Origin of the sequence: Comamonas serinivorans, assembly GCF_002158865.1 — a bacterium.
Lineage (GTDB): Bacteria > Pseudomonadota > Gammaproteobacteria > Burkholderiales > Burkholderiaceae_C > Comamonas_E > Comamonas_E serinivorans.
This window is the reverse complement of the sequence record NZ_CP021455.1, coordinates 3,042,093-3,063,118: the sequence shown is the minus strand read 5'-3', so window position 1 is coordinate 3,063,118 and position 21,026 is coordinate 3,042,093. Positions and strand designations below refer to the sequence as shown.

Here is a 21,026-nt window from a genome sequence, read left to right as displayed (position 1 = left end):
CCTGTAAATTCTATTGCAAGCCGCAGGGGCATGTGGCACCTGTGCGCCATCGCCTTCACAACTCAGCTCAGTTCATTGTGGTAGTGGTGGGTGTCGGTGCGGTACAGGCCGCGACGCCACTCCATGGGGATGTCGTTGTAGGTGTATGCGGTTCTTTCGACACTCAGCAAAGGGCTTCCGGTCGATACTGCCAGCAGCTGGGCTTGCTCGTCGTGCGCCACCACGGCGCGGATCTGCTCGCTGGCGCGCACCATGCGCACGCCGAATTCGGCCTCGAACATGGCGTACATGGGGCCGTGGTAGTCGGCCAGGCGCTCGGCGGTGAGCCCTTTGAAGGGCGTGGCCGGCAACCACAGGTCTTCCAGGATGGTCGGCACGCCCTGGAAGGTGAGCAGACGCGTGATCTGGAGCACAGGCTCACCGGCGCGCAGCGCCAGCGCTTGGGCCACATCACCCGCGGCACGCATGCGTTTGCAGGCGACGATGTCGCGCTGGGCCGGGCCTTCGCTGTCCAGCGAGCCGCTGTCGGGCACCAGCCGCAAAAAGCGGTATTGGGTGTGCTGTTCGGCATGGGTGGCGACGAAGGTGCCACGCCCCTGGCGGCGCACGACCAGGTTCTCGGCCGCCAGCTCGTCGATGGCTTTGCGCACGGTGCCCTGGCTGACCTTGAAGCGGGCTGCGAGCTCCAGCTCGCTGGGGATGGCCTCGCCGGGTTGCCATTCGCCCTGCTGCAGGCTGCCCAGGATCAACTGCTTGATCTGCTGGTAGAGCGGGCTGAACGCGGGCGTCTGGGCTTTGCCTTCGGGCGCGTCTGGAATCGCAGTCTTGGCCATGGTGAGGTCGCAGTGAAGCTGTCCCGTGTGTTGAATCCATCCAGGACACAGCCGGCCGCGGGGAGGGAAAAAGCAGGCGCCAAAGATGTATCTGGGCCAGTGGTTGAGCATATGATATCTTATATAAGACATAAGACAAAATGCCCCGAGAGATGCGTTTGCGGGTACACTTGGATGCGTGTTTTCCCGCATGCGCGCGTGCCTTGTCGGTGCGGGTGCATGCACAAACCTGTCGCAGGTCGGTGTCCGGGCATCATGAATCGGCGCTCGCCTGCACTCCCTTTTCTGGATTTTCTGGAGTTCTCTCATGAGCAAGCAACCCGTGCGCGTGGCCGTTACCGGCGCCGCTGGCCAAATTGGTTACGCCCTGCTGTTCCGCATCGCCTCTGGCGAAATGCTGGGCAAGGATCAGCCGGTCATCCTGCAGTTGCTCGAAATCCCCGATGAGAAGGCCCAAAACGCCCTCAAAGGCGTGATCATGGAGCTGGAAGACTGCGCGTTCCCGCTGCTGGCCGGCATCGAAGCCCATTCCGACCCCCTGCAAGCCTTCAAGGACACGGATTACGCCCTGCTGGTCGGCGCCCGTCCCCGTGGCCCCGGCATGGAGCGTGCCGACCTGCTGGCCGCCAACGCCCAGATCTTCACGGCCCAGGGCAAGGCCCTGAACGCCGTGGCTTCGCGCAACGTGAAGGTGCTGGTCGTGGGCAACCCCGCCAACACCAACGCCTACATCGCCATGAAGTCGGCCCCGGATCTGCCGGCCAAGAACTTCACCGCCATGCTGCGCCTGGACCACAACCGCGCGGCCTCGCAACTGGCTGCCAAGGCCGGTTTCAAGGTCGGCGACATCAAGAAGCTGACCGTGTGGGGCAACCACTCGCCCACCATGTACGCCGACTACCGCTTCGCCACCGTGGACGGCAAGTCGGTCAAGGACATGATCAACGACCAGGCCTGGAACAAGGATGTGTTCCTGCCCACCGTGGGCAAGCGCGGCGCCGCCATCATCGCTGCCCGCGGCCTGTCGTCGGCTGCCTCGGCCGCCAACGCCGCCATCGACCACGTGCGCGACTGGGCCCTGGGCTCGAACGGCGAATGGGTGACCATGGGCGTGCCCTCCAACGGTGAATACGGCATCCCTGCAGGCATCGTGTTCGGCTTCCCCGTGACCACCGAAAACGGCGAATACAAGATCGTCGAAGGTCTGGAGATCGACGCCTTCTCGCAAGAGTGCATCGACAAGACCCTGGCCGAGCTGCAAGGCGAACAAGACGGCGTCAAGCACCTGCTGTAAGCCATGCAAGACTGGAGCCCCGCGCTGTACCTGCGCTTTGCCAGCGAGCGCACGCGCCCGGCGGCAGAGCTGTTGGCGCGGGTGCCTCCGGTCGATGCCACGACCCGCAGCCTCCACATCGTGGATCTGGGCTGCGGGCCGGGCAACTCCACGGCGTTGCTGGTCGAGCGATTTGCCGGTGCCCAGGTGCTGGGCGTCGACACCTCCGACGCCATGCTGCAGACCGCGCGCCAAGCCTTGCCCCAGGCTCGTTTCGAGCAGGGCGACATCGCGACCTGGACGGTGTCTGCCGGCCAGCCCGCACCCGACCTGATCTATGCCAATGCCGCCCTGCAGTGGGTGGGCGGGCACGACACCCTCATTCCGCGTCTGTTCGCGCAGTTGGCCCCCGGTGGGGTGCTGGCCGTGCAGATGCCTGACAACCGGCAGGAGCCCTCGCACCGCCTGATGCGCGAGGTCGCCAGGCTGCCAGCGTTTGCGCCCCACATCGGCGATGCCGACCAGGTGCGCACCGAGATCCTGCCCATTGGCGCCTACTACGACCTGCTGGCCGCGCCGGAGCGCCAGGCCGCCAGTGTCGATGTGTGGCACACCGTTTACCAACACCCCATGGCGTCGGCGGCGGCCATCGTCCAGTGGCTGAGCAGCACGGGGCTGAAACCCTTTGTCGAGGGGCTGCCGGCCGAGCTGCAGCCCAGCTTCCTGGCCGAGTACGAACGCCGGGTGGATGCCGCCTATCCCGCCCGGGCCGATGGCCAGCGCCTGCTGGCGTTTCCCCGCCTGTTCATGGTGGCGCGGAGACAGCCGTGAAAGGTGTGCCTGTTGTGCGTCATGGGCGCGGAGTATGGCGCCATCGTCGTTTTTGTAACAACGGCAGCAGGGTCATACTGCCGTCGGCACGGCGATTCACCGCCATGGCACCTCACTCCGACACGCGGCCGCCATGCGGCCGAGGGGCAGGTGTGAACAAGCTGACGCCTTGGCACGTTTTGCCGGGGCACAGACCAAGCTTTGAACCTACACTGCGGCTGCGCAAATCCATGGGCTTCATGCAGCCAGGGTTTGTGGACGCATGCCCACGCGCGGTGCGTGGGCCATTTCATCAGCCTCATCCTCAAAGGCACCTCCCATGAAGTTCCTTCCCCTTGTCGTCGCGCTGTCCCTGGCCATGCCGGTTGCCCTGAACGTGCAAGCCGCAGACAAGCCGGCTGCAGCCAAGAAGGCGGCAACTCCGGCCAAGAAGGCCACCCCCCAGAAAAAGGCGCCGGCGAAGAAGCAGCCCCAGGTGCGCAACAAGGCCACCGTGAAGAAGGCCGTTGAAGCCACGACCCCGGTGCAATCGGCCACCAAGCGCTTGACGGACGGCGAGCTGGCCATCGCGAAGACGGTGTACACCGGCAGCATCCAGTGCGAGCTGGGCGCCAACATCTCGGTCAGCGAAGACACCAACAACCCCGGCTTCTTCAACGTCGTCTCGGGCAAGGAGCGCTTCTACATGCACCCCGTGGAAAGCCGCACGGGTGCCGTTCGTCTGGAAGACGCCCGCTCGGGCGCCGTCTGGCTGCAGCTGGGCAACAAGTCCATGCTGATGAACCAGCGCAAGGGCGAGCGCATTGCCGACGACTGCAAGACCCGCCAGCAGCACGACGTGGCCGAGGCCATGAAGACGGCGCCCAAGGGCAAGGGTCTGTTCGACAACTGATTTGACGCGGTCCTCCGCGCAGCCGGGCCTGGCCTGGCCCCCATGACGCACAGGCGAGCCGCCTGTGTCCCACGATCCTAGACCGACCTCACGCAGGAACAACGATGTTGCAAGAGTACAAGAAGCATGTCGCAGAACGCGCCGCACTGGGCATTCCCCCATTGCCGCTCGACGCCAAGCAAACCGCCGAATTGATCGAGTTGATCAAGAATCCGCCTGCTGGCCAGGACACGGCTGAACTGCTCGAGCTGCTGACCTACCGCGTGCCCCCAGGTGTGGACGATGCCGCCAAGGTGAAGGCCAGCTTCCTGGCCGCCGTGGCGCATGGCGACCTCCAGGTTGGTCTGATCTCCAAGGCCAAGGCCACCGAGCTGCTGGGCACCATGGTGGGCGGCTACAACGTGCACCCGCTGATCGAGCTGCTGGACGACGCCGAAGTGGCGGGCGTGGCGGCCGAGGCGCTGAAGAAGACGCTGCTGATGTTCGACTTCTTCAACGACGTCGCAACCAAGGCCAAGGCCGGCAACGCCAAGGCGCAGGACGTGATGCAGAGCTGGGCCGATGCCGAGTGGTTCACGAGCCGTCCCAAGGTCGAAGAGAAGATCACCGTCACCGTGTTCAAGGTGCCCGGCGAAACCAACACCGACGACCTGTCGCCCGCACCCGATGCCTGGAGCCGTCCGGACATCCCGCTGCACTACCTGGCCATGCTGAAGAACACGCGTCCCGACGCGGCCTTCAAGCCCGAAGAAGACGGCAAGCGCGGCCCGATGCAGTTCATCGAGGACCTGAAAAAGAAGGGCCACCTGGTCGCCTACGTGGGTGACGTGGTCGGCACCGGCTCGTCGCGCAAGTCCGCCACCAACTCCATCATCTGGGGCACGGGCGTGGACATCCCCTTCGTGCCCAACAAGCGCTTTGGTGGCGTCACGCTGGGTGGCAAGATCGCCCCCATCTTCTTCAACACGCAGGAAGACTCGGGCGCGCTGCCCATCGAAGTGGACGTGTCCAGCCTGGAGATGGGCGATGTGATCGACATCTTCCCGTACGCGGGCAAGATCGAGAAGGCCGGGGCCAAGGTCGCCGACTTCGCGCTCAAGTCCGACGTGCTGCTGGATGAAGTGCAGGCCGGCGGCCGCATCAACCTGATCATCGGCCGTTCGCTGACGGCCAAGGCGCGCGAATTCCTGGGCTTGCCGGCGTCCACCGCCTTCCGCCTGCCGCAAGCCCCCGCCGAATCCAAGGCCGGCTTCACGCTGGCGCAGAAGATGGTCGGCCGCGCCGTCGGCCTGCCCGAAGGTCAGGGCGTGCGCCCCGGCACCTACTGCGAACCCCGCATGACCACCGTCGGCTCGCAGGACACCACGGGCCCGATGACCCGCGACGAGCTGAAGGACCTGGCCTGCCTGGGCTTCTCGGCCGACATGGTCATGCAGTCCTTCTGCCACACCGCCGCCTACCCCAAGCCCGTGGACGTGAAGACGCACCGCGAGCTGCCGGCCTTCATCTCCAACCGCGGCGGCGTGGCCCTGCGTCCGGGCGACGGTGTGATCCACAGCTGGCTGAACCGCCTGCTGCTGCCCGACACCGTGGGCACGGGCGGCGACTCGCACACGCGTTTCCCCATCGGGATTTCCTTCCCGGCCGGTTCGGGCCTGGTGGCCTTCGGTGCCGCCACCGGTGTGATGCCGCTGGACATGCCCGAGTCGGTGCTGGTGCGCTTCAAGGGCGAGCTGCAGCCCGGCGTGACGCTGCGTGACCTGGTGCACGCCATTCCGCTGTACGCCATCAAGGCCGGTCTGCTGACCGTGGCCAAGGCCGGCAAGAAGAACATCTTCTCCGGCAAGATCCTGGAAATCGAAGGTCTGCCGGACCTGAAGGTGGAGCAGGCCTTCGAGCTGTCCGACGCCTCCGCCGAGCGCTCGGCCGCCGGCTGCACGATCAAGCTCAACCCCGAGCCGATCAAGGAGTACCTGACCTCGAACATCGTTCTGATGAAGAACATGATCGCCGACGGCTATGCCGACGCGAAGACGCTGCAGCGCCGCATCGAGAAGGTCGAGGCCTGGCTGGCCAAGCCCGAGCTGCTCGAAGCCGACAAGGACGCCGAGTACGCCGCCGTGATCGAGATCGACCTGGCCGACATCAAAGAGCCCATCGTCTGCTGCCCGAACGACCCGGACGATGCCAAGTTCCTGTCCGAAGTGGCCGGCACCCCGATCGACGAAGCCTTCATCGGCTCGTGCATGACCAACATCGGCCACTTCCGCGCCGCCGCCAAGCTGCTGGGTGGCCAGCGCGACATCCCGGTCAAGCTGTGGGTCGCACCGCCGACCAAGATGGACGAGAGCGAGCTGATCAAGGAAGGCCATTACGCCGCCTTTGGCACGGCCGGTGCGCGCACCGAAATGCCGGGCTGCTCGCTGTGCATGGGCAACCAGGCGCAGGTGCGTGAAGGCGCAACGGTCATCTCCACCTCCACCCGCAACTTCCCGAACCGCCTGGGCAAGAACACCAACGTGTTCCTGGGCTCGGCCGAGCTGGCGGCCATCGCGTCGCGTCTGGGCAAGCTGCCCACGCGTGAGGAGTACCTGAAGGAAATGGGCGTGATCGATGCCGACAAGGCCAGCGTCTACCGCTACATGAACTTCAACGAAATCCCCGAGTACGTGGAAGCCGCCGAGAAGGTCTGATCCTCCGGATTCCTTCCCGCGTTGAAAACCCGCCTGGGCGTGCCCAGGCGGGTTTTTTCATGGGTGCGGCGGTGGCTCGGCCAGGTCAATCTGCGGCGGCGCCAGAGTGGGTGCCGACTGCCGCACCCTGATCTGGCGGCTGCGCCCGGAGACCGCAGGGCAGCTGCCCACCTGGATCGTGCGTGGCATGGCCTTCACCGATGGGCGCAGTGCCAGACGCAGTGGACGTCAGCGGTGCCACGCATTGCACAGGGCCTGCGCCGGGTGCACGCTGGAGCACGGCCAGCCGACACCGCGTGAACACCCACAACAAGGCGTTTCTGGGGGCCGGGCTCAGCTGGCGGGTTACGTGTCCAACGTGTCGGCCCTCAGCATGGTGCGCGCCGCGATGTTCATGTGTTTATGCAGTATGGATCAATTCCTGTTTATTGAAAAACGAGAGTGGTGTGATACCCCTTTGTTGGATGGTCACGGCTCATCGTCGGCCACTGGCGGCTTGACGAGCAGCACCGGCACGGGCGAGTACTGCAGCAACCGCCGCGAGGTGGAGCCTTCCAGCGCTTCGCGGATCCAGCCCAGGGCCCGCGTGCCCATGACCACCAGGTCGATGTCGTGGGTGCCGATCAGGTCCAGCATGGCCTGCACCGGATCGCCGGACAGCACCTCGCTGTCGAAGGGCACGCCGGCCTGCTGCAACAGGCGCGTGGGTTCGTGCAGCATGTCGCGGCCGGCTTCGCGGGCGGCATGCTCGATCAGCTCGGGCTCCCTGGCCGTCACCACCTCGAAGAAGGTGGCGGGCTCCTGCACGTTGGCCAGCACGAATTCGGCACGCAAGCCTTCTTCGACCAGCCGCAGCGCAAAACGCACTTCGTGAACCGACAGCGCCGAGCCATCGACGGGCAGCAGGATGTTCATGGGCTTCTCCTTGGGCAACCGCCATGCGGCACATGGCTGAGGCCCATGCTAGCGCAAGGCTGCAAGGGCTTGGCCGAGGGCGGGAGAAGGGCGCCCTGAGCTTGCCAGACAGTGGTCTGAACGCACCCTCCGAGCCCTACACCCAAAGGCGGGCGGTCTGTCACAAGACGTGAATAAGGGTTTCTACCTGCATGGGATGTAATCAAAATAATGCACATTTGCGCATCTTTTGAGCAACATGGTGGGTCATTTTGACGGCTGGAACCAGGCAGACACGCTCCGCAGGTGGGGCGATTCCTCCGCGAGGCACGCGTCCCCGCAGGCTCAGGCGGGCCGCCTTGGTCCTGGCCACTGCGGCGGTGCTGGGCGCCTCGGCGGCGATGGCGCAGGGCATCGTGGTGCCGGCCGGCGACACGGCCGCCTGGGCCATCGACGTGGACTTGAGCTGTGAAGACGTGCTGGTGCAAGGCACCTTGCAGCTGCAGGGGGCTCACCTGAGCCGGGTGCGCACCCTCACCATCGAGGCGGGCGGGCACCTGGCGGTCAGCGGTGGCGCCCAGCTCGACGTGTCCCTGGGCTGGCACAACGCCGGTGCCTTCACAGCCGGCGACGGCACGGTCGATGTCGACGGTGCCTGCAGCGACACCACCACGTTCACAGGCAACAACCGCTTCCAGACGCTGCAGGCCACGGCGGCCGGCCAGACGCTGCTGTGGGCAGCGGGCAGCGAGCAGCAGGTGGCCGGCCTGCTCACCCTGCAGGGTCAGACCCTCAGAGGGCAGGGGGGCACGGCCCGCCTGAGCTTGTTGCCCGAAGGCACGCAGGCCATCGAGGCGGTGGGGGTCGACAACGTGGACGCGCGCGGGGGCCAGCACCTGGCGCCCACGCAGCACAACCTCATCGCCGGGGGCGTGGCGCCCAACTGGTTCCAGCCGGCCGCGCCCGGGGCCGGTGTCGTTGCCCCCGTGCCCCTGGGCGGGCCCTGGAGCCTGGGCGTGCTGATCGCGGGCGTGCTGGCAACGGCTGGACGCTGGCGCCAGCGTTCGCGCTCAGGGGCTGGCGCTCCCCTTGGCCGTTGACGGCGCGACCTCTCACCTGTCCGAATTGCTTCTCACCATGAACACACGCATTTCCTGTTTTTCGGCCCTCGTGCCCGCTTTGCTGCTGATCGGCGGCACCGTCCAGGCCCAGGTCAGCCTCTCGGGCACCAACGGGGTGGAGGTTCGCACGCCGGGCGGCGACCCCATCGCCCAGTTCAACAACGACCAGAGCGTGAATGTGCCCGGGGCTCTGCGCTTGCCCGGGCTGGGCGGCGGTGGCGCCGGCTATGTGCAGGTGGATGGCGCCGGCAACCTGAGCACCAGCGCGGGCACCGAGGGGCCACAAGGTCCGGTGGGTCCCGCCGGACCCACGGGGCCGATTGGGCCTCCGGGGCCGGTGGGTGCACCGGGCGAGGCCGGACCCCCGGGGCCGCAGGGGATTCAGGGCCTTCAAGGTCCCCAAGGCATCCAAGGCGTTCCCGGCAATGCCAGCGATGCCAAGGTCGTGCTCTTCGGCAGTTCAGGCGGCGAGGTGGTCACCGCCAGCAACTGGAATTCGTTCATCGGCATCGCGGGCTTCGACTCGGCAGGCATCACGACCAACAGCAGCGAAGCCGAGATCAGTGCACGCAATGCGCATGGCTTGCTGATGCCGCTGGCAGGCACCCTGCAACGGCTGCAGGTGCAGCTCAGCGGCGCAGCAGGCAATGGGTCCAGGCGCTATGTGTTCACCGTGTTCGTCGATGGGACGGCCATGGCGGGCCTGAGCTGTACGGTCGCGGGGAGTGACACGGGCTGTGCCGTGACAGGCGCGGTGCCGGTCTCGATCGGACAGCGCATCGTGCTGCGGGCTTCGCCTGAAAACGGCACGGGGCTTCAACCCGTGACACGTCGCTCGGTCACGTGGTCGGTGGTGGTGGCGCCCAGCCCCTGAACACGTTTCCGCGGCGCTCGAGCGCGGATCGCCATGCGGCCATGCCGGTTAACCGCGCCAGCGCGCGGAGCTGGCCAGGACACTCACTGGGCTTCAGTCCCTGGCCATGAAGCGGACCATACTGCTGATGAGGCGAAGCACGGCTGTGTGAACCGCGCTTGCAGGACCGGCGCGTGTTCAGGGCGCGGGACGCGTGCGGTAGAACTGCATCGGCACCCCTTGCGCCAGGGCGGCATCGGCGCTGCGGCGGTGCTCGTTCATCACGCTGCGTTTCATCTTGCCGACCACGTGCATCTCGCAGGGCTTGCAGTCAAAGCGCAGGGTGAGTTTCTCTTTGCCGTTGATGAGCTGCAGCGGCTCGGCCTTCACCGTGCCTTTCACGCCAATCACGCCCTTGGCCTGCTTGGGGCACAGGCTCAAGGAAAAGCGCACGCAGTGCTTGGTGATCATCAAGCTGACTTCGCCTTCTTCCTCCTGGCTTTCGTACGCGGCGGCGATGACCTTGACGCCATGCCGGGCGTAGAAGTCACGCGCCTTGTGGTTGAACACGTTGGCCAGGTAGCTGAGCGTGTCTTCGGGGTACGGCGTGGGCGGTTCAACAGGCAGGGCACGCGGCAGGCGCACGAAGGCGGCGGCGCGGGCGGCATCGAGTGCGGCCACGGCTTCGCGGCGCAGGTGCTTGAGTTGCGAGGCCGGCACGAACCAGGGGCTGGCCCAGTTCAGCTGCACGTCCAGCGCGGTGTAGAGGGAGTCCCCCAGTTTGCGCAGGCCGGTGGCTGTGGTTTCATTGGCGGAGTATGCGTCGTTTGCTGTTTGTTTTTCAACGGCGATGGATGCATACCCCGTGTTGCCATCGGTGTCCACCATGGTCAGCGACAGGCCGCTGCCGTCGGCCAGCTCGGCCAGCGTGAGCCACACGCCGATGCGGCGCTCAGCCGAGGGGCGCTCCAGCGTGCGCACCCAGTCCATGCTGCGGTTGCGGTTGATGATGGTGCCCTTGCGCAGGTCATGCAGCTGCGCGCCACTGGCGCCGCGGCTGCCGCCTGACGTGCCGCTGGCCGGGGCGCGGCCCGCAGCCGGGGCGATGGGGTCTTTGGGGAACACGCGCCACACGCCGCCGCCCAGGTCTTCCACGCGGTTGGCTTGCGCGCCCACCAGTTCTTTCTGTGAGTCCAGGTAGCACAGGCCATCGCCGTTGGCGAGGCGCTGGGTGTCGTCGTCCAGCTGCAGCTCGAAGGACTGGGTGCCGACCTGCCGCACCCAGCCGATGGGCTGGCCCGGGTTCTTGGGCGAATCGAAGGCGCCGATGTCGATCTGGCGGCCGTTCGAAAAGTAGTCGGTGAACTCGCGGTTGAAGTTCTGATTCGGATCGGGCGTGAAGGTGAACGTGCAGGTCCCAGAGGACGACGCGGCCAGCTCGGGGCGCTCGTCCAGCACCTCGTCGAGCAGTTGCCGGTAATGGGCGGTGATGTTCTTCACGTAGCCCATGTCCTTGTAGCGGCCCTCGATCTTGAAGCTGCGCACGCCAGCGTCGATGAGGGCGCGCAGGTTATCCGACTGGTTGTTGTCCTTCATGGACAGCACGTGTTTGTCGTGCGCGACGAAGCGGCCCTGGCTGTCGACCACCTGGTAGGGCAGGCGGCAGGCCTGAGAGCAGTCACCGCGGTTGGCGCTGCGGCCGGTGTGCGCATGGCTGATGTAGCACTGGCCGCTGTAGGCCACGCAGAGCGCGCCATGCACGAAGTGCTCGATGGTGCAGCGCTCGGGGTCGGTGGCGGTGCGGCAGGCGGCAATCTGCTCGAGCGTCAGCTCGCGCGCCAGCACGATTTGCGACAGGCCCGCGTCCTGCAGAAAGCGCGCCTTCTCGGGCGTGCGGATGTCGGTTTGCGTGCTGGCGTGCAGCTGGATGGGGGGCAGGTCCAGCTCCAGCAGGCCCATGTCCTGGATGATGAGCGCGTCGGCGCCGGCGTCGTACAGTTGCCAGATGAGCTGGCGCGCGGGCTCGAGTTCGTCGTCGCGCAAGATGGTGTTGAGGGTGACGAACACGCGGGCGCCATAGCGGCGCGTCTGCGCGGTCAGGCGCGCGATGTCTTGCAGCGAATTGCCGGCGCTGGCGCGGGCGCCAAAGCCAGGGCCGCCGATGTAGATGGCGTCGGCGCCGTGCTTGAGCGCTTCCAGGCCGATGTCGACCGTGCGCGCAGGCGCCAGCAATTCGAGAAGGTGGGGGGCGAGGGACATGGGGCGCGATTATCGCCGCGCGGCTGTCGGCCTGCAGGCGGCGCCGCTTCAGGATGGACGCCTTGCGGCATGCCCTGCGGCCCGCCGACCGCTCGCGGCGCCTGAGCGCCGCCGTCTAGTGGCGCCCGGCGTGGGCGCCAGGTGCGCGCAGGTGACGGGCACCGTTCGGCCGCAGTGTCGTTCGGCGCATGCGTCAGCACGAGTATGGATGGCTTGCCTTTTTCTCTTGGACGAGCAAGGGGCCATACTCGGTACGACGCCGATGAGCCGTAGCAGCGCTGCAGGCCGTGCGGGCGGCGCACCGGATCGGCGGGATCCGGTGCGGGTCAATCGGAGGTGGCCGGCCGAGGTGCCGGCTGAGGCGCCGTCAGAGGTGCCGTGATCAGAAGGTGCTGTTCAGGCTGATGTAGAAGCCGCGCCCGGGCTCGTTGTAGGTGAAGGCGCCGGCCGACTGCGAGTTGTTGGACTGGCGCGAGATCTTCTTGTTGAACAGGTTGGTCACGCCGGCGCTCAGGCGGGTGTTCTTGTCGAACTGGTAAGAGCCGCTGAGGCTGGCCATGGCGTAAGCGCCCAGCTCGGCCAGGCCGCCTTCGGTGATGGGCACGTCGCTGTTGGCGACGTTCAGCGTGCGCGGCTTCTGCCGGCCGTAGAACGTGCCATGCAGCTGGGCAGAGAACTGCGGCGTTACCTGCCAATCCAGCGTGCTGTTGAGGGTGTATTTGGGGATGATGGACACGGGTTGCTCGGTGTCCTTGCTCTTGTTGCTGAACATCAGGGTGTAGTTGTTGCTCAGCTTCAGCGTGCGGCCCTCGTCGCCCAGCAGCGGGATGGTGAAGCTGCCTTCCAGGCCATGGATCAGCGCCTTGCCGGTGTTCACCCAGCGGGTGGTCATCAGGCCGTTGCTGGGGTTGAATTCCAGGAAGGTGAGGTCGGTGCCGATCTTGTTGCTGTAGTCGTTGCGGAAGTAGGCGATGCTGGCGGACCAGCCGTTGTTCGGGTTCCAGGCCAGGCCCAGTTCCTTGTTCACGCTGATTTCGGGCTTCAGGTCGGGGTTGCCCAGGATCTCGCACTGGCCCAGGCCGTTGCAGCCGTTGCCCATGCTCGACCAGCGGTAGCCGGGGTTGGTCTGGTAGACGTTGGGGGCCTTGAACACGCGGGCGATGCCGCCCTTGAGCGTCCAGTCCGGCGTCAGCTCATAGGTGGCGTTCAGGCTGGGGCTCCAGTTGTTGCCGAACTTCTCGTGGTGGTCCAGGCGCACACCGGGCGTCAGGATCAGCTTGCTGCTGAGCGAGATGTTGTCCTCGAGGTAGAAGGCCAGCGTGTTGGCTGTGGCGGCGCTGGCATCCCAGGCGGCGACGTTGTCGTCGCGCAGCTGTTCTTTTCGGTACTCGATGCCGGTGGTCAGCATCTGCCGGAAGCCCCCGATGGTCAGCGGCGTGTACAGCTCGCCGTTGGCGAAGTAGTTCTTCAGCGCCGACACGGGGAACACGGTCGTGCTGTTGCAGTTGCCGTCGCCGCTGCCGGCGGTGCCTTTCTGGCAGTTGGCGGTGCGGGTGTTCTCGTACTGGAAGATCACGCGGGAATTGCCGAGGTCACCCCATTTGCCGCGGTGGGTCACCGCGGCCGTCTGGCGGTACACGCGCCGAACCTCGGAGCCGATCAGTTGGGCCGATGCCGATTCGGACGCCGGATCGGTCGTGCCGGTGACCGATTCGCCGGTGTAGATGTTGCCCTGGCGGCTGAAGCCGGCTTCGAACTCGAGCACCTGATCGGGGGTCAGCTGCCAGCGCAGCAGGCCGTTCAGGTCGCGGTTGCGGCGGCCTTCGTGGCCGGCGGCCAGAAAGCGACCGTCCGCGCCGACGTTGGTGTCGATGTCTTCGGCGCCGGTCTTGGCCACGTTGCCATACAGGCGGAACGACAGCGTGTCGCTGAGCGGGCCCGACAGGTTGAAGCCCGCGCGGCGCGTGTCGCCGCCACCGTCTTCGGTGCTGCCGTACAGGGTCACGCCGCCCGAGAGCTTCTTGGTCGGCTTCTTGGTGATGATGTTGACCACGCCCCCCGCCGCGCCCGAGCCATAGCGGGCGGCGGCCGGGCCGCGGATGATCTCGATGCTTTCGATCTGGTCGGCAGGCACCCAGTTGGTGTCGCCGCCGGTGTCGCGCTCACCGCTGCGGCGCATCTGGGCGCCATTGCGCGACAGCACCGGCTTGCCGTCGATCAGGATCATGGTGTTCTCAGGCCCCATGCCGCGCAGGTCGATCTGGCGCTGGTTGCCATAGCTGCCGCCCGAGCTGTTGCCCGTCAGGTTGACGCCGGGCTGGGTGCGCAGGATTTCCGACAGGTCGTTGGCGGGCGGGCGTTTTTCCAGGTCGCTTTCGGTGATGACCGAGACCCCCAGGGACTGGCGCAGCTGCTCTTCGGCGGTGACCGTCACGGCATCGAGCTGCTGAACGGCTTCGCCGGTGGCCGGCGCCTGGGCGTGGGCCGACAGGGCCAGCAGGGACAGGCAGGATGCCGCGGCGGAGGCGAGGGCGTGCCGACGGAAGGTCACGGCGCGGCCAAGGTGTTGGGACATGGTGAATCGTCCTTTCTCAAGGAGGTGGGATGAAAAGCGGGATGTGAGCGACGCGGGCCAGGCGATCACGGGGCCTTCACGGCCATGCGCGCGTGGTGGTGTGGCGACAGTCCGCCCTCGGGGATGGCGCAGGCCGACCCGATGGGCGCGCAGGCCAGGACGGCGCCGTTGAAGGGCGCAGGCTGATCCGAGAGCACGGCATTCAACCGGTGGGCGGCCGGCTCGCTCGAGGTTTGAGGGCCCGCATCGGGCCGCAGGGGATGCAGCCAGTTGGCCCACTGCAGCAGCTGCAGCAGGCTGTTGAGTTCACCGGGCCGCTGCGCATAGGCGGGCAACTGCGCCAATTCGGCGTAGCTGCGTGGGCCGTGCTGCAAGGCGCCCAGCAGGGGCGCCACATGCGACATCGGCAACTGGATGGGGCCGATGCGGCTTTGCAGCGTCAACATGCCCGTGGGGCTTTCGACGTGCGGGGCTTCGGGCAGCAGGCCCACGCGCTGCTGCAACAAAGTGTGGCGATGCGCCGCCTCGGGCAGCAGGTTGCCCTCGGGGTGGTGGCGCTGGTACAGGTCGAAGCGTGCGTGCTGGTTGCGGGCCAGGTCTTTGAAGGTTTCCTGCTCGGCCACGCTGGCGCCTTGCCGCCGCAAGTCGGCCAACAGCGCCTGCGCCTGCAGTGGTAACGAGGCGGCGTCGATGTTGTCGAGCGGGGAGGCGCTGCCGGCGTAGTCGCAGCCCGCATGGGCCATGCTGGCGATGACGTCGCTGACGTGCAGGGCATCCCAGTGCGGGTTCAGCAGGTCGTGTGCGTGGTAGGCGGCGGCCTCGTCGTCGGCCAGCTCCTGCAGGCTGGGGACGTTGGCCAACGCATCCGGCACGTCCTGGAAGTAGCCCAGGCCTGCACCCGCGAGTTGATGAATCCATGCGGCGGCATGGCGCACTTTGTGGGTGCTGCCGCCGGCCGTGCGGGCGCTGCTCAGGTGCATCAGGCGCTGCGCGGCGGCAAAGGAAGCCGAGCCAGGTTGCGTGAGGTAGCCCAGATGGCACACGCCACCGGGCTTCAACAGCTGGGTAGCCCAGCGGCGAATGGCGGCCCGCTGGGTGTCGCCCACCCAGGAATAAAGGCCATGGACGACGATGAAGTCGCAGGCCGGCAGCGCATGTTCGGATGCAGGGGCTTCGACGTCCAGGCAGACAAAGCGGGCATTGGCCACGCCGGCCGTCTCGGCCAGCGCCCGCGCCTGGCGGATGGCCTGCAGGTTGATGTCCATCCCCAGGAATTGCCCCAGGGGATTGATGGCTGCAGCCATGACCACCCCCAGCCCCTGGCCGCAGCCCAGTTCAAGCAAGGTGTACGGCTGGGTGAGGTCCGGGGCTCGGCGGCCCAGGGCTGTGAGCACCGAGGCGGTCCACACGGGCATGGTTTCGCGGAAAACATGCCGCGGGTAGAGCACATCCTGGATGTAGCCCGCGTGCAGGCCGGGTGGCGCTGGTTGCAGGGACTGCGGGTGCGCGGGATCGGTGAAGCGGCTGGTCACGGCGCCACCTGCTGGGTGGCGCCTGCGCTGGCGCAGCTGTGATGCCGGGTGCCGAGGAGGGCTTGCCGAGGAGAAGAGGGTGTCACAGCAGGGGCGAGGAAGCGGTGGGCACGTGCTGCGCGCGGCCGGTACAGCGTTGCAACGGGCGGTTGCATGGTGTCCTTGTTGAAGTTGATTTAACAAATGCGAATCATTCGTATTTTAATTGTGTAATGGTTAGGCCTCTTGTAAGGGTTCGGTAAAGCTGCTCGATGGCGGGAACCGATGCCGGACGGCGGTTCAGCAGGAGCTGGGAGCTGGGAGCTGGGAGCTGGGAGCTGGGAGCTGGGAGCTGGGAGCTGGGAGCTGGGAGCTGGGGGCTGGGAGCTGGGAGCTGGGAGAAATCGTGTCCCGGGCTTTTGTCGAAGGGCTGCACGGGTCGTGCGGAGGTGTCCTGCAATGACCCGTTGGCGGGGCAAAAGAAAAGCCCCGCAGGCGCAATGCCATGCGGGGCTGATGGAGCGAGGCGCCGCCCGAAGGGCGGTCAGGTCACTGGACCTTGGCGCCGTCGATCAGTTTCTTCATGTAGGCGCCGAGCTTTTGCTGCTGCAGCTGCTCCTTGACCTGGGCCTGCACCTGTTCAAACGGTGGAATCTGGCTGGCGGCCTGGCTGGCGCGTTTGTCGTCCAGGCGAATGACGTGGTAGCCAAATTGCGTCTTGACCGGGGTTTGTGTGATGTCGCCCTTGTTCAGGGCTTTCAGGGCAGTGCCGAACTCGCCCACGTAGGCGCTGGCGGGCGCCCAGTCCAAATCGCCACCCCGGGCGCCGGAACCCGGGTCCTTGGAGTGTTGCTTGGCCAATTCCTCGAAGTTGCCACCGGCCTTGATTTTGGCAATCAGGTCTTTTGCCTCGCCTTCTTTCTCGACGAGGATGTGGTGGGCACGGTACTCGTCGCCACTCTGGGCCGCCACCAGGCGGTCGTACTCGGCCTTGGCGTCGGCTTCCGTCACCGGGTTGGCCTTGAGGTACTGCTCGCGCAGGCCATTGATCAGCACCATCTGCCGGGCGTCTTCCATGCCGGCCTTGTACTCGGGCGTGCGGGTCACGCCGGCCTGTTCGGCGGCCTGGGCCAGCACTTCCTGATCGATCAGGCGCTTTTTCAGCTGTTCACGCACTTCGGGGGACACCGGGCGGCCCATGCGCTCGAGCTGGCCTTCAACGGCCTTCAGGCGCGCGCTGGGGATGGCCTTGCCGTTGACGATGGCGATGTTTTGCGCAAAGGCAGGAGCAGCCAAAGCCGCGAGCAACGCGGCGGCGGCCACGGTGCGAATAGCGTTCGATTTCATGGATTGCCTGTTTGAATGGGAATGTCGCTGCAGAGGGCGGAGCACAGGCTCAAGCGGGTGGCAGTGCCTTGGCTTCGATCGCCAGGGCATGCACGCCTTCGCCCTCCACATACGGGCGCAGGGCATCATACACAAGGCGATGCTGGGCCACGCGTGACAAACCGTGCAGCTGCGCGGCCTGGATGCGCACGCGCATGTGGGTGCCCAGACCAGCCTCGTTGGCCCCGCTGTGGCCGGCGTGTTCCCAGCTCTCGTCGATGACCTCGACACTGGCGCCGGGCAGGGCGGTGCGCAGGGTTTGGGCCATGCGGTCGGCCCGCGTGGCGTGCAGGCTGCCCCCGTCGGGCGCGCTCATGCCTGCGGCTCCGTGGGGTTGGTGTCCTGCATGTGGCGCATGGCGTAGTAGCCAAAGCCGACGAAGTACACGACCGGGATGGCGAAGCCCCAGAGCTTGAAATTCATGTAGGCCTCGGTGGACAAATAGGTGGCCACCCAGGCATTGAGCCCGGCCATGAACAGCGAAAACACGATGAACGAGGCCGACAGATGGCCCCAGATGCGGTCGGGCAGCGGCAGCTGGCTGCCCATCATGGTCTTGAACAGGTTCTTCTTGAAGCCCCATTGGCCCACGGCCAACACCAGCGCGATGGCGACGTAAAGCACCGTGGGCTTCCACTTGATGAAGCGGTCGTCATGCAGGCCCAGGGTCAGCGCGCCGAACACCAGGATGAGCACCAACGTGGCCTTTTGCATGGTCTCCAGCTTGCGTTCCATGGCGTAGACGATGCCCATCTGCAGCACCGTGCAGGCCATGAGCACCGCCGTCCCGGTGTAGATGTCGTCGAGTTTGTAGGCGACGAAAAAGGCCAGGATGGGGAAGAAATCGAGCAGCAGTTTCATGGGTGTGACACGCAGCGCTGGCAAACGGAACAGGGGGCGCCATTGTCGCAGGCCGTCAAAGGGCGCGCAGTGCCGGGGTGGACGGGCGGGCGTGGCCGGTTGCCGGCGCTCGAGGACGAGCAGCATGGGACGCTCAGGCGAGTTGAATGATCTGATAAGTGGAGTATGGATGCGTGGCCGTTATCTGATCAACGGCAATGGGCTCATACTGCTTGAAACGACACAGCCCGGCAGGGGCCGGGCTGTGTCAAGGATGGCGATGCAACCGGTGCGGACCGGTCGCGCCAGCACTCACTGCGTGTCGACGAAGCTGCGCAGCTTGTCCGAGCGGCTCGGGTGCTTGAGCTTGCGCAGTGCCTTGGCCTCGATCTGGCGGATGCGCTCACGCGTCACGTCGAACTGCTTGCCGACTTCCTCCAGCGTGTGGTCGGTCGACATCTCGATGCCGAAGCGCATGCGCAGCACCTTGGCCTCGCGCGGCGTCAGCGAATCGAGGATGTCCTTCACCACGTCGCGCAGGCCAGCCTGCAGCGCGGCTTCGATGGGCGCGGTGTTGGTGCTGTCCTCGATGAAATCGCCCAGGTGCGAATCGTCGTCGTCGCCGATCGGCGTTTCCATGGAGATCGGCTCCTTGGCGATCTTCATGATCTTGCGGATCTTGTCCTCGGGGATCTCCATCTTCTCGGCCAGCATGGCGGCGTCGGGCTCGAAGCCGAACTCCTGCAGGTGCTGGCGCGACAGGCGGTTCATCTTGTTGATGGTCTCGATCATGTGCACCGGAATGCGGATGGTGCGCGCCTGGTCGGCGATCGAGCGCGTGATGGCCTGGCGGATCCACCACGTGGCGTAGGTCGAGAATTTGTAGCCGCGGCGATATTCGAACTTGTCGACCGCCTTCATCAAGCCGATGTTGCCTTCCTGGATCAGGTCCAGGAACTGCAGGCCACGGTTGGTGTACTTCTTGGCGATGGAGATCACCAGGCGCAGGTTGGCCTCGATCATCTCCTTCTTGGCATCGCGCGAGCTGGCCTCGCCGGCGTTCATGCGCTTGTTGATCTCCTTGAGCTCTTCCAGCGGCACCACGACCTTGCTCTGCAGGTCCAGCAGCTTCTGTTGCAGGTCCTGAACCGGCGGGATGTTGCGCTCCATGATGGCGCTCCAGGGCTTGCCGGCGGCGGCTTGCTTCTCGATCCACTTCAGGTCGAGCAGGTGGCTTTGCACCTTGTTGCCCTTGGCATCCTTGCCCGAGAAGGCGGTGATGAAGTCCATCTGCGGGTAGCCGCACTTGTCCACGATGATCTTGCGCAGCTCGCGCTCGTGCTGGCGCACCTCGGACACGTGGCCGCGCACGGTGTCGCACAGCTTTTCGATGGTCTTGGCCGTCAGGCGGATCGACATCAGCTGGGCCGACAGCGCGGTCTGCTCCTTCATGTAGGCGGGCGTGCCCCAGCCTTCCTTCTCGTAGATGCGGCGCATCTTGTCGAAGTGGCCGGCGATCACGTCAAAGCGCGCCAGGGCCTGGTTTTTCAGCTCTTCGAGCTTCTTGGTCAGGGCCTTGGAGCCGCCCTTGCCGTCGTCATCGTCTTCTTCGTCGTACTCGTCGAAGTCTTCCTCGGCCACGTAGTCGTCGTTGGCGTCGGCGTCGACGAAGCCGTCCACCACCTGCGAGATGACGGCCTTGGTGGCGCCGCCACGGATTTCTTCCATCATGGCCAGGATTTCGGCGATGGTGGCGGGGCAGCCGCTGATCGCTTCCATCATGTCCATCAGGCCGCCTTCGATGCGTTTGGCGATCTCGATTTCGCCTTCGCGCGTGAGCAGCTCGACCGAGCCCATTTCGCGCATGTACATGCGCACGGGGTCGGTGGTGCGGCCGAACTCCGAGTCCACGTTGGACAGGGCGGCTTCGGCTTCTTCCTCGGCTTCTTCTTCGGTGGCCACGGTGCCGGTGGCGTTCGACAGCAGCAGGGTGTCGGCGTCAGGGGTCTGCTCGAACACCTGCACGCCGATGTCGACCAGCATGGCCACGACGACTTCCAGCGTTTCGGCGTCGACCAGCTTGTCCGGCAAGTGGTCGGAGATTTCGGCGTGCGTCAGGAAGCCCCGCGTCTTGCCCAGCTTCAGCAAGGCCTTGAGGGTGTTGCGGCGCTTGGCCATTTCCTCTTCGGTCAGGACGGTTTCGTCCAGGCCGAATTCCTTCATCAAGGCGCGTTCTTTGGCCTTGCTGATCTTCATGCGCAGCGGCTTGGCCTTCTCGACCGGGGCGTCGCTGACGGCTTCGACGACTTCGGGCTCGTCGCCCGTCAGGTCTTCCTCGATGTCGCTGAAGTCGGCGTCATCGTCCAGGTCGTCGCCGGACTTGCCCTTGCCCTTGGCGGTCTTGGCCGCACTGGGCTTGCGGCCGCGCTTGGCGGGCGCCTTGGTGGTGTCGGTGTCGGCCTTCTTGGCAGCGGTCTTGCGCGGGGTCTTCTTGGCAGCGGCTTCAGGCAGCAGTTGTGCTTCGGTATCGGTCGAGGGGGTGTTGGCTTTTTCTGCAGGAGTCATGGTGCTCTGGGCCTTGCCGGCGGCGGTCTTGCCTGCACCGGCCTTGGTGGGCGGTGCTTTCACGGCTGCTGGGGCAGGTGTTTTTTTTGCGGGGACGGTCTTGGCGGCAGTGACAGGCTTTTTCGCAGTGGGCATGAATCAACCTCGATCAAGAAGAACGAAACAATCTCAAGCGGAAACGAATGGCGCCATGACACTGCGCGCCGGATCACCCTGGTGTGGGGGCAGCAAGCCTCACATCAAGGTGTGTTGGGCAAGGGGATGGGCGATCATTTGGGGTGCAGTCCTTGCGGTAGGGTGGCCGTCCCCTGCGGGGCACCCACGCTTGGGTGTTGGCCGGGCCGGAGGTGCTGCTGTCGCTCTTGCCGCGATGAAACGTGGATTATACCGTGCGGGTGTTGGGCCACGGGCGCCTCGGCTTCGCTGCCGGCGGTGGCGGTCTTTCGCTGTCAGGGGATCAAGCCCTGCGCTGAAACCCTGGCCGAGGCGGGGCACGCCAA

Annotated in this window: 15 protein-coding genes; 6 read left to right on the top strand and 9 right to left on the bottom strand. The window is 65.9% G+C overall.

Annotated elements, in window-relative coordinates:
• Positions 1-62: 62 nt before the first annotated feature.
• Complete coding sequence (locus CCO03_RS12940; protein WP_087281664.1) at positions 63-833, bottom strand: GntR family transcriptional regulator; 771 nt, start codon at positions 831-833, stop codon at positions 63-65.
• 307 nt (positions 834-1,140) lie between these two features.
• Here CCO03_RS12940 and CCO03_RS12935 point away from each other — a divergent pair, with 307 nt between their 5' ends.
• From CCO03_RS12935 to acnB, 4 genes are all read left to right on the top strand, one after another.
• Positions 1,141-2,127 (top strand): malate dehydrogenase, encoded by a 987-nt coding sequence (locus CCO03_RS12935; protein WP_087281662.1) that lies wholly within the window; start codon positions 1,141-1,143, stop codon positions 2,125-2,127.
• A gap of 3 nt (positions 2,128-2,130) precedes the next feature.
• Positions 2,131-2,937 carry a trans-aconitate 2-methyltransferase gene (tam, locus tag CCO03_RS12930; protein WP_087281660.1) on the top strand — a complete coding sequence of 269 codons (807 nt, stop codon included), beginning with the start codon at positions 2,131-2,133 and terminating at the stop codon, positions 2,935-2,937.
• 319 nt (positions 2,938-3,256) lie between these two features.
• A complete protein-coding gene (locus CCO03_RS12925; protein ID WP_087281658.1) occupies positions 3,257-3,829 on the top strand; it encodes a hypothetical protein in 573 nt (190 codons plus the stop codon).
• A gap of 104 nt (positions 3,830-3,933) precedes the next feature.
• The gene (acnB, locus tag CCO03_RS12920; RefSeq protein WP_087281655.1) at positions 3,934-6,522 is read left to right on the top strand and encodes a bifunctional aconitate hydratase 2/2-methylisocitrate dehydratase; all 2,589 of its coding nucleotides are present in this window, start codon (positions 3,934-3,936) and stop codon (positions 6,520-6,522) included.
• Between the two features lie 468 nt (positions 6,523-6,990).
• Here the strand turns inward: acnB and CCO03_RS12915 are convergent, their stop codons facing one another.
• Positions 6,991-7,437, bottom strand: coding sequence for a universal stress protein (locus CCO03_RS12915; RefSeq protein ID WP_087284664.1), 447 nt, complete (start codon positions 7,435-7,437; stop codon positions 6,991-6,993).
• 338 nt (positions 7,438-7,775) lie between these two features.
• On the opposite strand from CCO03_RS12915, the gene CCO03_RS12910 reads away from it, so the two are divergent.
• The gene (locus CCO03_RS12910) at positions 7,776-8,516 is read left to right on the top strand and encodes a hypothetical protein (RefSeq protein ID WP_087281653.1); all 741 of its coding nucleotides are present in this window, start codon (positions 7,776-7,778) and stop codon (positions 8,514-8,516) included.
• A 37-nt stretch (positions 8,517-8,553) separates the two neighbouring features.
• Entirely contained in the window at positions 8,554-9,411 is an 858-nt protein-coding gene (locus CCO03_RS12905) for a hypothetical protein (protein WP_087281651.1), read from the top strand.
• A 177-nt stretch (positions 9,412-9,588) separates the two neighbouring features.
• Here CCO03_RS12905 and CCO03_RS12900 read toward each other — a convergent pair whose 3' ends face one another.
• The 7 genes from CCO03_RS12900 to rpoD all read right to left on the bottom strand — a co-directional run bounded on the left by CCO03_RS12900 (position 9,589) and on the right by rpoD (position 20,661).
• A complete protein-coding gene (locus tag CCO03_RS12900) occupies positions 9,589-11,649 on the bottom strand; it encodes a peptidase U32 family protein (protein WP_087281649.1) in 2,061 nt (686 codons plus the stop codon).
• Positions 11,650-12,031: 382 nt separating this feature from the next.
• On the bottom strand, positions 12,032-14,224 hold the full coding sequence (locus tag CCO03_RS12895; RefSeq protein WP_087281647.1) for a FepA family TonB-dependent siderophore receptor: 2,193 nt from the start codon (positions 14,222-14,224) through the stop codon (positions 12,032-12,034).
• A gap of 65 nt (positions 14,225-14,289) precedes the next feature.
• Entirely contained in the window at positions 14,290-15,756 is a 1,467-nt protein-coding gene (locus CCO03_RS12890; protein ID WP_087281645.1) for a class I SAM-dependent methyltransferase, read from the bottom strand.
• Between the two features lie 528 nt (positions 15,757-16,284).
• Positions 16,285-17,082: a peptidylprolyl isomerase gene (locus CCO03_RS12885; RefSeq protein ID WP_087281643.1), complete on the bottom strand. Its 798-nt coding sequence runs from the start codon at positions 17,080-17,082 to the stop codon at positions 16,285-16,287.
• Between the two features lie 49 nt (positions 17,083-17,131).
• A complete protein-coding gene (locus tag CCO03_RS12880; RefSeq protein ID WP_418236024.1) occupies positions 17,132-17,437 on the bottom strand; it encodes a BolA family protein in 306 nt (101 codons plus the stop codon).
• Positions 17,434-17,982: a septation protein A gene (locus tag CCO03_RS12875; RefSeq protein WP_087284660.1), complete on the bottom strand. Its 549-nt coding sequence runs from the start codon at positions 17,980-17,982 to the stop codon at positions 17,434-17,436. Before CCO03_RS12875 ends, CCO03_RS12880 begins: the two co-directional genes overlap by 4 nt.
• A 291-nt stretch (positions 17,983-18,273) precedes the next feature.
• Positions 18,274-20,661, bottom strand: coding sequence for an RNA polymerase sigma factor RpoD (gene rpoD, locus CCO03_RS12870; RefSeq protein WP_087281641.1), 2,388 nt, complete (start codon positions 20,659-20,661; stop codon positions 18,274-18,276).
• Positions 20,662-21,026 lie beyond the last annotated feature (365 nt).

Excerpts from the sequence above, each read along its gene's own strand:
- CCO03_RS12935 (WP_087281662.1), top strand. The coding sequence starts at position 1,141 with ATGAGCAAGCAACCCGTGCGCGTGGCCGTTACCGGCGCCGCTGGCCAA.
- CCO03_RS12880 (WP_418236024.1), bottom strand. The coding sequence starts at position 17,437 with ATGAGCGCGCCCGACGGGGGCAGCCTGCACGCCACGCGGGCCGACCGC.
- CCO03_RS12905 (WP_087281651.1), top strand. The coding sequence starts at position 8,554 with ATGAACACACGCATTTCCTGTTTTTCGGCCCTCGTGCCCGCTTTGCTG.
- CCO03_RS12900 (WP_087281649.1), bottom strand. The coding sequence starts at position 11,649 with ATGTCCCTCGCCCCCCACCTTCTCGAATTGCTGGCGCCTGCGCGCACG.
- CCO03_RS12925 (WP_087281658.1), top strand. The coding sequence starts at position 3,257 with ATGAAGTTCCTTCCCCTTGTCGTCGCGCTGTCCCTGGCCATGCCGGTT.
- CCO03_RS12885 (WP_087281643.1), bottom strand. The coding sequence starts at position 17,082 with ATGAAATCGAACGCTATTCGCACCGTGGCCGCCGCCGCGTTGCTCGCG.
- CCO03_RS12940 (WP_087281664.1), bottom strand. The coding sequence starts at position 833 with ATGGCCAAGACTGCGATTCCAGACGCGCCCGAAGGCAAAGCCCAGACG.
- CCO03_RS12895 (WP_087281647.1), bottom strand. The coding sequence starts at position 14,224 with ATGTCCCAACACCTTGGCCGCGCCGTGACCTTCCGTCGGCACGCCCTC.
- rpoD (WP_087281641.1), bottom strand. The coding sequence starts at position 20,661 with ATGCCCACTGCGAAAAAGCCTGTCACTGCCGCCAAGACCGTCCCCGCA.
- tam (WP_087281660.1), top strand. The coding sequence starts at position 2,131 with ATGCAAGACTGGAGCCCCGCGCTGTACCTGCGCTTTGCCAGCGAGCGC.
- CCO03_RS12875 (WP_087284660.1), bottom strand. The coding sequence starts at position 17,982 with ATGAAACTGCTGCTCGATTTCTTCCCCATCCTGGCCTTTTTCGTCGCC.
- acnB (WP_087281655.1), top strand. The coding sequence starts at position 3,934 with ATGTTGCAAGAGTACAAGAAGCATGTCGCAGAACGCGCCGCACTGGGC.
- CCO03_RS12915 (WP_087284664.1), bottom strand. The coding sequence starts at position 7,437 with ATGAACATCCTGCTGCCCGTCGATGGCTCGGCGCTGTCGGTTCACGAA.